This is a genomic window from Mucilaginibacter sp. P2_A5, from assembly GCF_056404995.1.
The window spans coordinates 119,784-133,550 of sequence record NZ_JBFUCY010000005.1 but is presented as its reverse complement, the minus strand read 5'-3'; the positions used below and the strand labels follow the sequence as shown (position 1 = coordinate 133,550).

9 protein-coding genes are annotated in these 13,767 nt (G+C 41.1%); 6 read left to right on the top strand and 3 right to left on the bottom strand.

The genetic code is table 11. The annotated features are described in order from the left end of the window. Nucleotides 1-50: 50 nt before the first annotated feature. From AC1DXF_RS06050 to AC1DXF_RS06025, 6 genes are all read left to right on the top strand, one after another. Nucleotides 51-458, top strand: a complete 408-nt coding sequence (locus AC1DXF_RS06050; protein ID WP_477447145.1) for a ferredoxin reductase domain-containing protein — start codon at nucleotides 51-53, stop codon at nucleotides 456-458. Nucleotides 459-474: 16 nt separating this feature from the next. Further along, entirely contained in the window at nucleotides 475-1,524 is a 1,050-nt protein-coding gene (locus AC1DXF_RS06045) for an efflux RND transporter periplasmic adaptor subunit (RefSeq protein ID WP_477447143.1), read from the top strand. A 7-nt stretch (nucleotides 1,525-1,531) separates the two neighbouring features. Continuing rightward, on the top strand, nucleotides 1,532-4,624 hold the full coding sequence (locus AC1DXF_RS06040) for an efflux RND transporter permease subunit (protein ID WP_477447141.1): 3,093 nt from the start codon (nucleotides 1,532-1,534) through the stop codon (nucleotides 4,622-4,624). A 13-nt stretch (nucleotides 4,625-4,637) separates the two neighbouring features. After that, a complete protein-coding gene (locus tag AC1DXF_RS06035) occupies nucleotides 4,638-5,954 on the top strand; it encodes a TolC family protein (protein ID WP_477447139.1) in 1,317 nt (438 codons plus the stop codon). 12 nt (nucleotides 5,955-5,966) lie between these two features. Further along, nucleotides 5,967-7,214 carry an NAD(P)/FAD-dependent oxidoreductase gene (locus AC1DXF_RS06030; protein WP_477447137.1) on the top strand — a complete coding sequence of 416 codons (1,248 nt, stop codon included), beginning with the start codon at nucleotides 5,967-5,969 and terminating at the stop codon, nucleotides 7,212-7,214. Between the two features lie 584 nt (nucleotides 7,215-7,798). Then, nucleotides 7,799-8,449, top strand: coding sequence for a TetR/AcrR family transcriptional regulator (locus AC1DXF_RS06025; protein ID WP_477447135.1), 651 nt, complete (start codon nucleotides 7,799-7,801; stop codon nucleotides 8,447-8,449). Nucleotides 8,450-8,582: 133 nt separating this feature from the next. On the opposite strand, the gene AC1DXF_RS06020 is transcribed toward AC1DXF_RS06025, so the two are convergent. From AC1DXF_RS06020 to AC1DXF_RS06010, 3 genes are all read right to left on the bottom strand, one after another. Beyond that, nucleotides 8,583-8,738 carry a hypothetical protein gene (locus AC1DXF_RS06020; protein ID WP_477447133.1) on the bottom strand — a complete coding sequence of 52 codons (156 nt, stop codon included), beginning with the start codon at nucleotides 8,736-8,738 and terminating at the stop codon, nucleotides 8,583-8,585. Nucleotides 8,739-8,869: 131 nt separating this feature from the next. Continuing rightward, on the bottom strand, nucleotides 8,870-10,462 hold the full coding sequence (locus AC1DXF_RS06015) for a RagB/SusD family nutrient uptake outer membrane protein (protein WP_477447131.1): 1,593 nt from the start codon (nucleotides 10,460-10,462) through the stop codon (nucleotides 8,870-8,872). A 35-nt stretch (nucleotides 10,463-10,497) separates the two neighbouring features. Beyond that, on the bottom strand, nucleotides 10,498-13,623 hold the full coding sequence (locus tag AC1DXF_RS06010; RefSeq protein WP_477447129.1) for a SusC/RagA family TonB-linked outer membrane protein: 3,126 nt from the start codon (nucleotides 13,621-13,623) through the stop codon (nucleotides 10,498-10,500). Nucleotides 13,624-13,767: the final 144 nt, after the last annotated feature.

The window sequence follows — 13,767 nt, the reverse complement described above, 5'->3', positions numbered from 1 at the left end:
AAAAGCAGCCTCACCCTTCTTGTCTTCCTTTGCATTATAATTTTTCGGTAATGCAAAAGGAGATTGAAGAAATGGGGATCCATTATATATTTATAACAGATGACCTTGGGATTGCATCCGTCTTTCCGGCCATAAAGTTCAAATTGACTGACCTGAATTGTCAGCAAGTCTCGCTACTCTATTTTTCTGTAAACAAACAACACATATTCCAAAAAGAACTGCAAATACTTGAGAGGCGTTTCCCTACTCAGCTATACGTAAGCTACATCTCAAAAGAAATTGAAGCCGCAACGGTATTTCCAAACGAGGAGATTGAAGCTGTACTAAACGCCAACACAATGAAACGCATGGATTTTATTCTTTCGGGCAATCAGGAATTTATTGAGAAAGTTAAAAGCATACTGCATTTTTTTGATATAAACGAAATACAAATACAAGAACAATTTTTCACAGAATAATAAAAATAACATTAATATGAAAAGAAACAACAAACTTATACCAGTCCTGATTTTACCGGCCCTGATTTTTCTGCCGGGCTGCAAAAGCAAAAACAAGACCGCCGCAGAAAGTGCACCTTCAACTTTTGCTGTCAGAACACAGGTTGTTCATGCCGATATTATAGCCAAAGAGGTTTCTGTTAGCGGAAACATCGAAGGTAACACCACTGTGAAGCTTAGTTTTATGGTGGGTGGCAAAATCAACTATATATCCAGTAAAGAAGGAGAAAATATTGCAAAAGGACAACTGGTTGCCAGCCTGGATCCAACTAATTATTCCATTGCCAAGGGTACAGCCGATGTACAGGTTAGTACCGCAACTGACGAATTTAACCGCTTAAACATATTGCATGACAGAGGCAGTTTAAGTGAAAGCGACTTTTCCAAAGTAGGGTTCAATTTACAACAGGCAAAACTTCAGCAACAGTTACAGCAAAAAAATCTGTCGGATACGAGGTTGTATTCGCCAATTAGCGGCGTATTGCTCAAAAAACAAACTGAAATAGGTGAGATCGTGGGCGTTGGCGTGCCGCTATTTGTTATTGCAGATATCAAAAAGGTAAAGGTATTGGCTTATGTTCCTGAAGCTGAACTGCATGAAATAAAGATTGGGCAAATCAGCAAGATTAACATTTCATCGCTCGATAAAGTATTCACCGGAAAAGTAACTGAAGTTGGCTCAGCAGCCGATGCTACATCCAGGGCTTTCACCATTAAAATTGAACTGGATAACCCGGAATTGCTCATCCGGCCAGGAATGATTGCCGAGGCAAAGATTGCTACCACCGAAAAAAAGCAGATGATCTTATTACCGGCGGAATGCATTCAACAGGATTTGGCCAATCAGAGCTACGTTTTTGTGCTGGATAAAACACAGGACAAGGTATTTAAGCGCAGAATAAGCCTGGGTGATATGTTTGATAACAAAATTGAAATTATTTCGGGGCTTACTAACGGCGAAGTGGTGGTTACCAGCGGCCAGAAAAGATTGTCTGACGGTTCATCAATTTCTATAACCAATAAATAAAACTGAAATGAATATTATAAAAGCATCGCTTAAGTATAAGCAGGTCACATTATCGGTACTGCTATTGCTTTTTGCGGTTGGTGTAAATTCCCTATTGAATATGCCACGCAGGGAGGATCCTAAAATTACCATCCGCCAGGGCTTAGTCATTGCATTTTTCCCGGGAGCTAACTCCGCACAGGTGGAAGACCAGGTTACAAAAAAACTGGAACAATATCTTTTTCAATATGAAGAGGTAGATAAATCAAAAACATATTCTACTACAAAGGATGGCGTAGTGGTAGTAAACGTCGAGCTGACCGAGAGCGTAAAACAACCCGACATATTTTGGAGTAAACTTCGCCACCAGCTTTTAGTATCAAAGCAAATTGATTTACCGGAAGGCGTTAAAGGGCCTGTTGTAAACTCGGATTTCGGCGATACTGAAGCCCTGGTAATCGGGCTGGAAAGCAAAACAGCCAGCTACGAAGAATTAAAACACTATGCCCAAAGATTGGAAGATTATCTGCGCACCATACCCGCTGCTTCAAAAATAAAGCGGATAGGCGAGCAGCAAGAGGAAATTGTGGTGTCATCCAACACGGAGAAAATGTCACAATATGGGGTTAACGCCCAACAGGTTGTACAGCTCCTCCAATCTCAAAACAACATTAACCCAACCGGCGAGGTTAAAACAAGCAGCAACAAAACGCCGCTTTATACAAATGGCTACTATAATACCGAAACAGACCTGTCCAATCAAATAGTTGGCACGTCCCAATCGGGTTCTGTAGCAAAGCTGGGAGATGTAGCCACCTTAACCAGGGATTATGCTGATCCGGATAATATTATTGCGGTTAATGGCAACAAAGCTGTAATCCTCTCGGTTCAGATGCAGGAAGGCAATAACATTGTGAAATTTGGTAAAGAAATAACCGGCAAAATTGAAGAAGCCAGAAAAGTAATTCCATCCAATATCAAAATCACCACCGTTGTTAATCAGCCCCAGGTGGTCGACGAAAATATATCGCATTTCATCCGGGAATTCTTTTTGGCCATCGTATCAGTGATCGTTGTGGTTGTATTGCTTTTGCCCTTACGTATAGCTACTGTAGCAGCTATGGCAATCCCGATGACCGTTGCGGTAACCTATGCCATAATGCATGCATTGGGGATTGAATTGCACCAGGTTTCCCTTGCCGCGCTAATCCTCGTATTGGGAATGGTAGTGGATGATGCTATTGTAATTGCCGACAATTATGTAGAACTGTTAGATGAAGGTGTTGACAGGGCAACCGCAGCATGGAGAAGCGCCAATGACTTGGTAGTGCCGGTACTTGCTGCAACCGTTACTATCATTGCTTCTTTTATGCCGATGATTTTGTTACGGGGAACTGTGGGTGAATTTATTTTCGCATTGCCTATAACCGTAGCAGTAGCCCTTGCATCATCATTTTTAGTTGCAATGGTATTAACCCCTATGCTTTGTTTCACTTTTATCAAAAAAGGGTTGCACCAAAAAAGCGACGCTCCCGAGGAAGAAACGCCCAAAAAGAAACAAAGAAAATCATTGCTGGACTTAATGCAGAACGGGTATAACAAACTTTTAGATTGGTGTGTCAATCATCCGAAGATAACTATCATAAGCAGTTTAGTGCCTATTGTATTTGCATTGATACTGTTTGCAAAGGGAATAAGACAACAATTTTTCCCGGCGGCAGAAAGGAGCCAGTTTGTAGTAGAATTATGGATGCCTACCGGTACAAAAATAGAAAAGACCCATGAAGCCATTTTAAGGGTGGAAGCATTGTTAAAAAACGATAAAAGAGTAGTGTCTTATGCAACATTTTCGGGAACTGCCTCTCCGAGGTTCTATTATAATTTCTCTCCGGAGTTCCCCACAAATAATTACGCACAGATACTTATTAACACCACCACAGAACAGACTACTGATGAACTCGCCGAGGAATTAAGCGGTAAGGTTGATAAGCTAATACCTGAGGGTACAACCTATGTTAAGTTGATGCAACAGGGTTCGTCGCTCAAAGCACCGGTTGAGGTTAGAATTATCGGGGAGGACATCGATCACTTGAAATCTATCGGAACACAGGTAAGTGATATTATTAAAAAAGCGAAAGGCAGTCGTTTTGTGAGAAGCGACTTTGCAGAAGATTATTATGGAATAGGGATAAAATTAAAAGAAGAAGCCAGCCGCCTTGGCTATACTACTACCGGTATCTCTCAATCGGTGTACACCGGCTTTAGCGGCGCTGCTATTTCTACCATTTATGAAGGCAATAATCCGGTAAATATTGTACTTAGACTGGATCCAAAAAACAGGCAGACTACTGACGATCTCCAGAATATTTATTTGAGATCTCCTGTTACCGGCGCTGATGTTCCGCTAAGACAAATTGCAGATTTGACACCTCGCTGGCAAACCGGCCGCATTATGCACCGCAACGGTGTAAGGACGCTTACCGTGCAAAGTGAAACAACACCGGATGTTCTTCCGTCAGAATTATTGGCAGCTATACAGCCTGAGATAGCTAAACTGCAACTGCCCAACGGATATCGCATCGATTATGGCGGCGAAGATTTTAACAAAAAAGAAGCATTAGGGCAATTAGTTGCAGCATTGCTTGTAAGCCTTGTGCTGATATTTTTTATCCTTCTTTTTCAATTCCGCGACCTTAAAGAAGCGGCGATAGTGATGCTTACGATACCGCTAAGTTTGTTTGGCGCAATCATGGGCCTCTATATCACCGGAAACTACTTCAGTTTCACATCTTTTATTGGTTTGATAGCACTTTCGGGAATTGTAGTACGAAATGCAATCATCCTGGTAGACCATACCCACGAATTGATGAAACATGGACTTGACTTAAAAGCAGCAGCTATAGAATCAGGGAAAAGGCGCTTAAGGCCCATCTTCCTTACTGCTATGGCAGCGGCGATTGGTGTGTTGCCCATGATTATATCAGGATCTGCCATGTGGGCGCCTCTTGCAAGTGTACTGGCATTTGGCGTGGTATGGAGCATGGTTATGGCATTAATCAGTGTCCCTGTGCTATACATCGCCTGGATAAAGCCAAACCCCATCAATTTAGAAAAAAATTAAAGCCAACCACAAAATGAAAAAAAATATAAAATGCCTTTTACTGCCGTTATTTATTTTTTTATGCCGCAGTACCTCGTTGCATGCTCAAAATAGAGAATCTTATACACTGGAACAATTACAAGATTCCGCGTTAAAGAATAACCACATATTAGCAATAAAACAGTGGGAAATTAAAGAAAAGCAGGAAAAAACCAAAGAAGATGAAATCAAGAGGTATGCCACTCCTACCCTGAATGGTAACTATCAACATGTTTTCAATTTGGGAGAAATCACCATTCCTAAAGGTACGCTGGAATCAAATCCTAACACCGACGAAACTTTTAAAGTGGGTAAACACAATAATTATGGCGCCGGAATATCGGTTTACCAGCCCATCAGCCAGCAGGCCAAAATCAGCACTTTACTGAAAGCAGATAAAACGGACGAGATATTAACCGAAAAGGAAAGATTCAAAACGTCGTTGCAAATAAAGCAGGCAGTAGTAAAGCTTTACTACGGAACGTTGATTTTACAAAAGCAACTGGATGAAGCGGAGGCGAAGCTGGCCCTGGCTAAGTCAAAATTTACAGATGTTGAAAATGCTTTAATAGCCGGTAAAACAACCAATGCAGATAAGGTAGGATTACAGGCTAACATCGCCGACGAAGAACAAAATATTCTGAAAATAAATATACAGATTCAGGATTATATAGGTGATTTGACTAATGTAACCGGCGTAAATGCCGGTTCATTAAAGCTTGCAGAGGTTGAGCCGGCTATTCAACAGGTAAATGGTTTACAGGAGTACAAGAACGTGGCATCTGGTTCAAACGCCGATTTGCAAATAGCTAACCTGAACAAATCGAAAGCTTTATTGGGAATAAAAGCAGCCAGGCAAAGTAATATACCGGATATAGGTTTGGTTGGAGGCTATTCTTATATATTCGGAAGCGCTATAGTACCTTCCGACAACCCATATGTAGGTTTGAATTTAAAATGGAACCTGCAGGATATTTTCTCAAACAAAAAGATAGTAAAACAGCGGCAGTTTCAATTAAAGCAATCTGAAGAGAATATTCTTAATACCCAGCAGCAGGTAAATAATGATATTGAAAAGGCTTATAGGAAAATTAATCAGTCGCAGGCACTGATCACAGTTACGCAAAAGGTCGTTTCCTACCAAAAGGAGGAACTAAAAATACAGGAAAACAAGCAGGCTGCCGGCCTTAATGTGAAAACTGATTTGCTCAATACAAAGTCTTTCTTAGCAAAATCCGAGGCCGATATGTATGCCGCGCAGCTGTCTTATTTGATAGCAGTTTCAGATCTGAAAATCCTGACAGGCCAATAAAAAGAAAATCATATGAAAATAGTAATCATTGGAGGCGGATTTGCGGGACTCAATCTGGCAAAGCACCTTGCCGGAAACCAATTATTTGATATTACGCTTGTAGATAAGAATAATTATCACCTTTTTCCGCCCCTGCTTTACCAGGTATCAACGGCTTTTATCGAAGCCTCAAATATAAGTTATCCATTTAGGCGGATGTTCCAATACAAGGAAAATCTTCGTTTTCACCTCGGTGAATTGAAAAAGATTGAAGCATCAAACAACAAAATTGAGACGTCGGATGGCGATTTATTTTATGATTGTTTAATACTCGCAATGGGAACAGAGACCAATTATTTTGGATTGGAGAATATAAAAAAGCATGCTTTACCCATGAAAACAATTGATGATGCGATCCATCTTCGTAACCATTTATTGTTGAATGCGGAGAAAGCCGTAAGAACAAATGACCCGGTCGAGCAGGTAAAACTGCAGAATATTGTTATTTCGGGAGGCGGGCCAACAGGTGTGGAAGTTTCGGGTATGTTGGCCGAAATGATTCATTCATTGATCAACAAAGATTATCCCGAACTTAAAAAAAACGATGCTAATATTTATTTAATTAGTTCAGGGAGTACCCTGCTTGGCCCGATGAGTGCAAAATCGCAGGCAGAGGCTTACAAGGTATTGAATAAATTGGGGGTGCAGATAAAATTAAACACCTCGGTTAAGGACTATATTGATGGCGATATTCGCCTTTCCACAGGAGAATGTATCCCGGCCGCAACCCTGGTTTGGACATCTGGTGTTATAGCACGCCAAGTGCCCGGACTTATTGACGAATGTACTGGCCGGGGCAAGCGAATTATAGTTGATGAATTCAACAGGGTAAAGGGCACACAAAACATTTTCGCAATTGGCGATCAATGCATTCAAACAGCAGATGTGGATTATCCAAACGGGCACCCGCAACTCGCACAGGTTGCAATTCAGCAAGGAGTTCACCTTGCCTCAAATCTTAAGCGGTTACAAGCCGGGCAAGCGTTAACCGCATTTAAATATAAAAACAAAGGAAGTATGGCAATCATCTCGAAATACCAAGCCGTGGTAGATTTACCGAACGCCTTCTTTAAAGGACTGCCTGCCTGGTTTGTTTGGTTATTTGTTCATATCATCCCAATTGTGGGGTTCGGGAACAAAATCAAACTGGCGTACAATTGGTTCTGTAGCTTGATAACAAACGACCCTGCTTTAAGATTAATTATCAGGCCAAAAAAGTGATTTAAATCATAAGTAAAATGGTTTAGCCATGGTTTTTTTCCACTTTTCGCATTGCTTTTTTAAGATATCTTAAATTAATATGAATGTTTAATCCCTTTTTTTGTACATGCTGCAATGCAGCTAATTAAAAAACATGTAAGTACACAAACTAAATAAGATAATTATGAAAATGATATTTGGATTTACCCACGGCGTTATGTTAATCTGCATAATCAGTATCATCTACTATTCGGTATTTTATACCGGCGAAAAACAAATAGAATTTAAATTTACAATAATAAGCCGCCTGATATTGAAAATAAAATCAACGCGGGTCAATCGAATATTTTTATATCGCCTGGCTTCAAACCTGATATTTATATTTTTCAGATAGCATTTAAATAACTACTCAATATACAGATATATTTCCTCTTTATCGGGCCAGGCACCTCCTTATTGATTAGCAGCCACCTTAAATAATACAAGCACGACAATCAAACCCGAGGTATTATTGACGATATCTAATGTTAAAGTAAAACTACCTTGTGTCAGCCAGCTTTCAACCTCGCCGATTCAGTTTTTTATTAAAGCCAACATCCTAATCAATGGACACCTCAAAAAAAATAGCCGACAAAGCGCATTCACTTTTTAGCCGTTATGGCATTCGTAGCATTAGCATGGATGATATTGCATCTGACCTCAGAATTAGCAAAAAAACTGTTTATCAATTTTATTCTAATAAAGATTCATTGGTAGAGACATTTGTAGATACGGCAATAGCTGAAAATATTTTTCGTTGTAAAACTCTTATTGCAAAAAGCGACGACGCTATTATTGAGTTGTATTTTTTGCTGGTAAATGTAATGGAGCTTCACAATATTTTAAATCCGGCCATTGTTTATGACCTCGAAAAAAATCATGAATTGGCTTATGAAAAACTTAAAGGTCATAAAACAATGTTCATTCATCAAACCGTTAAAGCAAATATAGCACGCGGTGTAAAAACAGGTTTGTACCGTAATGATTTTGATATGGATGTAATAACAAGATTTTTTCTTGAAAGCCTGGCTATTATATCCAACTCTGGGATATTTCTGCCGGCCAATCATAAAATTAAACCAGCGGACGAAGTATTTGCCTGTCTGATAAGCGGAATAGCAACTACAACGGGAATAGAGGTTGTAAATGCATATAAAAACCAGCGGGGTATTATGTTTTTAAGTAATTATGAAGAGATGCCTTTTTGGGACCATTAGGTGGAAAGATATCACTTATCTGTTTCGCGAAAATGATTTTGCAATTTGATAAAAGAGTGGCCTATACCCTTTAAGATATTTTTCAGGCAATCTTTTTTTATAATTCAACTGCGCAATAACACCAATCAGTTCATTAGCTTTTTTGGTTTTTCATAACGCAAATTAGTTCCCTTAATAACTCGTTGTTTTCATCTAAAATAGTCAGGATAACTTCCACTTTTTCATTTAATTTTTCCAATTCGTTATTGTTATACCATGTCCATGATGTGTTGGCTTGAATTAAATCCATTACAGATTTTACTTTTTCAAATTGTGACTCTTGCATTATTTCATTTTTTTCTTGAATCGGGCCTTTGTGAAAAAGAGCGCGCACCATTGGCAGCGCGCACTCTTTTCTACAAAACTATAGGTTCGGTTTTTTTAATTCCAATCACCGGAAATATCCTTAGCAACCGCAGAATTGGCATTCTTCTCGGCTAAAGGTATTGGTAACAACACATTTTTATCTTGAAACGGCTGCGTGCCGTCTTCAATCTTCCTTTCAGCATTTATTGTTTGCTTTGCAATGCCCCAGCGTATCAAGTCAAAATAACGGCTTTGTTCGCCGGTTAGTTCCAACTGCCTTTCACGCATCAGGATGCTCATGGCATTTGCCTGGCTACCGAGCGAGGTATAAAGTGGCGCTTTAACACTTGGCCTGTTACGTACCTGGTTAATTAAAGCTAACGGCTCGGCACCTGTGTTACCCTGCTGTATATAGCTTTCTGCCAGCATAAGCAAAACATCGGCATAGCGTATTACCTGGCCGTTTATACCACTTTGCGGTCCGCCAAAAGATGATTGCTTGTTATAATATTCATATTTAAGCCACTCGTATCCTTTTGAAGCGAAGGGGAAATCAACAGGCCCTCCAGAACATTGCTGACAATATTGTGTTTGCCCGCCACTTGCAGCATCGCCATAAAAGGTGAAAGCTGCGCGGGGGTCTACGTAATTTGCAGCGGGGTTTTGTGGGTTAGGATAGGTAAAAGCCTTAACAGCGGTTGTAGTTATATGTACGTTGTTCCAATCATTAAAGCCATATTCCTGCGCACGGTCTGAGTGTGTTGCTTTGCCGCCCCAGGTTTCCTGTCCTCCAAAAACGTAATATTGGTTACCTACACCCCAGTCTGTCCATTTCTGGTTCATCACCTGGAAAATGGTTTCAGGATTCGCGGTAGCATCATTCTGCTTCGGATCATCAAACAGATCGTTATAAACCGGTGCAAGCGAATAACTGAAAGGCGCCTTGGTTAACCTGGTAAGTTCTGTTTGTGCCAGGGCCCATTTTTTTTCATATAAATAAGATTTACCCAAAAGTGCCACCGCAGCCCCTTGTGTAGCACGTCCGTAATTTTCAGAAGCATAGGAAAGAGGAAGGCCTGCTTCAGCATCTTTCAAATCCTGTTCAATAAACGCCCAAACATCTGCGACAGGTGATCTTGGTGCGTTAATATCTGCAGGTGTTGGCAGCGTTATGTAGTGGGTGCGGAGTGGTACCCGGCCATACAAATTAACTAATTGAAAATAAGCATAAGCCCGCAAAAATTTAGCCTCGGCAATATATTGTTTTTGGTCCGTTGCCTCTGTAGGTTTAAGCGGATCCGGTTTCCATACCTGCGTACGGTCAATAACCACATTGGCACGCGCTATTATTTGGTATAATGCCGACCACATCTGACCCGCCTGGTTCTGGTCGGGTCCAAAATTATACTGTGCCAATTGCAGCAAATCACCTACAAGGGGCTGATTATTTTTGGCATCATAGCCAAGCAGATCAAAAGTAAAATACCACTCGCGTGCCCACATGCCATTATGCAGCAAACCTGCGTAAGTGGCTACAACAGCCTCGTTTAAGGCAACATCGCTGGTAAAATACGTATCAGAAGTGTACGCGCTTTTATTAACCAAACTCAAATCTTTTTTACACCCTATCGAGAGAACCAACAACCCTCCCGTCATAAGGAATTTCATAAATCTTTTCATAATTATATCTTTCAAAATGTTACTTAAAATCCTGCTTGTATCCCGAATAAAATTGTACGCGGCTGCGGAACCTGGCCGCGATCTATATTGCGGTTAAAAATAAGATCGCCCCCGTCTGAGCCTATTTCGGGGTCATACCCTTTATAGCCCGTTATAGTAAATAAATTTTCCGCGGCAACATATACGCGCAGTCTACTTAAAACATTACCTGAAAACGATCGCAAAGAGGCTTTACCAAGGGTATAACCCAGGGTGATGTTACGGGCACGTAAATAGGCGCCGTTGTCTATAAAGAAATCCGATGGCCTTAAATTTCCGGATCCATTAGCATTCTGTCCGGCCCGTGGCAAAGCGGCATTGTCTCCAGGCTTTTGCCACCTGTTTAATATGGCGGTTGAGGCGTTATGCCCTGTTCCTGCAAACTCCAAACTGGACCTCAGATCGTTTCCAATTTGCACACCCTGCACACCTGATAACACTACATTAAGATCGAAATTATGGTAATTAGCACCTATATTAATTCCATACATAAACTTTGGAATTGCGCTCCCCAAAACCTGCTGGTCTTTTGAATCGACGGTTCCGTCGCCTGTCAGATCCTTAAATATAAAGTCGCCGGGTTTTAATCCACCCTGGTAAACCGCAGTCTGATTACCGGCCTTCTGTTGTGCTTTTGCATTTAATGCATCAATTTCGGCCTGGTCTTTGGCTACATGATCAACCTTATAACCATAATATGCCCCGATAGGGCTACCCGGCTGGGTCAATGTTTCTGCAACACCTGTCCCACCCACAATTGGAGTCGGCGATTGGGTGCCTAACGATATTGTTTTATTAGTGTTAAAAGCACCGTTAACACTTATGTTATAGCTAAAATCACTTTTAACCTCAGAATGGTAACCTACCTGAAATTCAAGACCTTTATTTTGTGCATCCGCCGCGTTAACAGTCTGGGAACTGCCGCCTGTATTTATCCCTATACCTAAACTTGGCGGTACGGGTATATTAACTAATAACCCGCTACTTTTTCTGTTGTAATAGTCGGCATTAAAAGTTATCCTGTTGTTGAGAAAACCCAGATCGATCCCCGCATCGGTTTGGTCGGTTGTTTCCCAGTGTAATAATCCGTTTCCGATAGTAGTAAGCGTTGTACCACTAACAAATTGCTCATTCCTGCCAAAAGAATACGCCAGGTTTCCCGCAGTCGATCCATTAAAGGTATACACATCACTGGCGGTAAGCGAGATCCGGTTATTACCGGTACGTCCCCATCCTACCCGAAGTTTACCATCGCTGATGAATGGAAGGGCTGTTTTTACGAAATCTTCCTGACTGAAGCGCCATGCAAAGCCCGCGCCCGGAAAATTTCCGTAACGGTTTGCCTTGGGAAAGTTGGAAGACCCATCGCGCCTTAAACTGGCTGAAAGAATATACTTATCGTCGTAAGAATAAATCAAACGTCCGTAGTAAGATTGTTCGATACCAGCTCCATTGGCATAACCTGAGGAACTGGCGGGTGTAATTTTTGTCGCTACCGATATGTCTCTTACTTCATCGGTCAGCATACCGGTACCTGTTAGGTTAACAAAGCTACTGCTGCCTGCGTCTTTATAACTTGTACCCGCTGTTAGCGAAACATTGTGTTTGCCAAAGGTATGGTTATAGGAAAAATAATTTTCAATGGTGTAACTGGAGTAGTCGTTAAAACTACGGCCCGCTTGCCGGTCGAAAGACAGTTTATTGGCGGTTACGTAGGGTATATTATAAGAATTGCTCACACTGCTGCCATATTGTACTGACGCTTGTGACCTGAATGTTAAACCATTTATAATTCTTACTTCTCCAAATACTTGCGGAAATAATATCAGTTCATGGCCGCTTTGCGTTTTTACGCCTAAATCCTCTAATGGATTTACTGCATTGCTGTCATCATCTATATTGGTAAGTATGGAATAACCGCCCCGAATTGAAGAATCATAAATGGGTTGATAAGGCGCATATTGAAGCGCGTTACCTATGCCTGCCAGAATTCCCCCCGTTTTGGTATACCTCAAATTTAAGGTTTGCCCGAAGCGAAAACGGCCTAATTTTTCCTCTAATGTAAACCGGTTATTAAACCTTTTTAATTGATAATCCTTAACTGTGGCTTGCTGTGTTACGTATCCCGCCGACATATTATATATAATCTTATCATTTCCGCCGCTTACACTTATGTCATTTTGTGTTGATAAAGCTGTTTTAAAAATTTGTTTTTGCCAGTCATTCCTGTCAACCAAAACATATGGTGTGGTAAGTTTTACCGGTGTGGGATTATTGTTGGTAACATCAATATCTTTAAGGAGCTTTACATAATCTGCAGCTTTCAGCAGATCAAGCTTTTTAGGTATGGTTGCAAAACCTACCTGCGAGGTAAACGATATTTGAGGAGCGCCTGTTTTACCTTTTTTTGTTGTAATAATTACAACACCATTAGCACCGGCAACGCCATATATTGCTGTAGAAGCTGCGTCTTTTAATATGGTAATATTCTCGATATCTTGTGGGCTAATACTATTGAACAAGCCTTCATTACCCTGTATGCCATCAATAACGTACAACGGGCTAACATCGGTGAAAGAACCCACACCACGTACAATAATTTTCGCAGTTGAGCCCGGCACACCATTTGTCGGCACTACCTGAACGCCCGGGGCCTTTCCTATTATCAGTTGTGCAGGGCTTAGTGATGTATTGGCGCCGGCATCTTTAGCATTCACCACATTAACGGCACCTACCAGGTCTTTTTTGCGGGAGGTTCCATAGCCTATTACCACCACTTCGTTCAGGTTACTGGTACTTTTTGATAAAACCACGTTAAGAGCGCCCGATGCCGGAACAACAATTTCTTTTTGTTCGTAACCAACAAAAGAGAATACCAGCGTACTGCCCGAGGCAGCGTTTATGGAATAGACACCTTCCGAATTTGTACCCGTAACCTCGGGCTTTCCTTTTACTTTGACAGATACGCCGGGCAGAGGCAATCCATCGTCTTTATCCGACACTTTGCCGGTAATTTTCCCCGTTTGCGAAAAGCCCGGTAAACTTATCATGATAGCTGATAAGGTTATCCCGACGAAGATCAGGAGTTGTGTAAATAGTTTTCTTTTCATGAATTTTTAATTTAAGTGAAACAAATTGGCTGATTATTAAAGGTTTAGAATACTTGAGGGCGGGAGTTTAGGCCCCGAACGTTATATCGTTATAAGCAGGCGGCGCATTGGAGTGCTCTTCCCATCTTATTGGCGATAACGGGA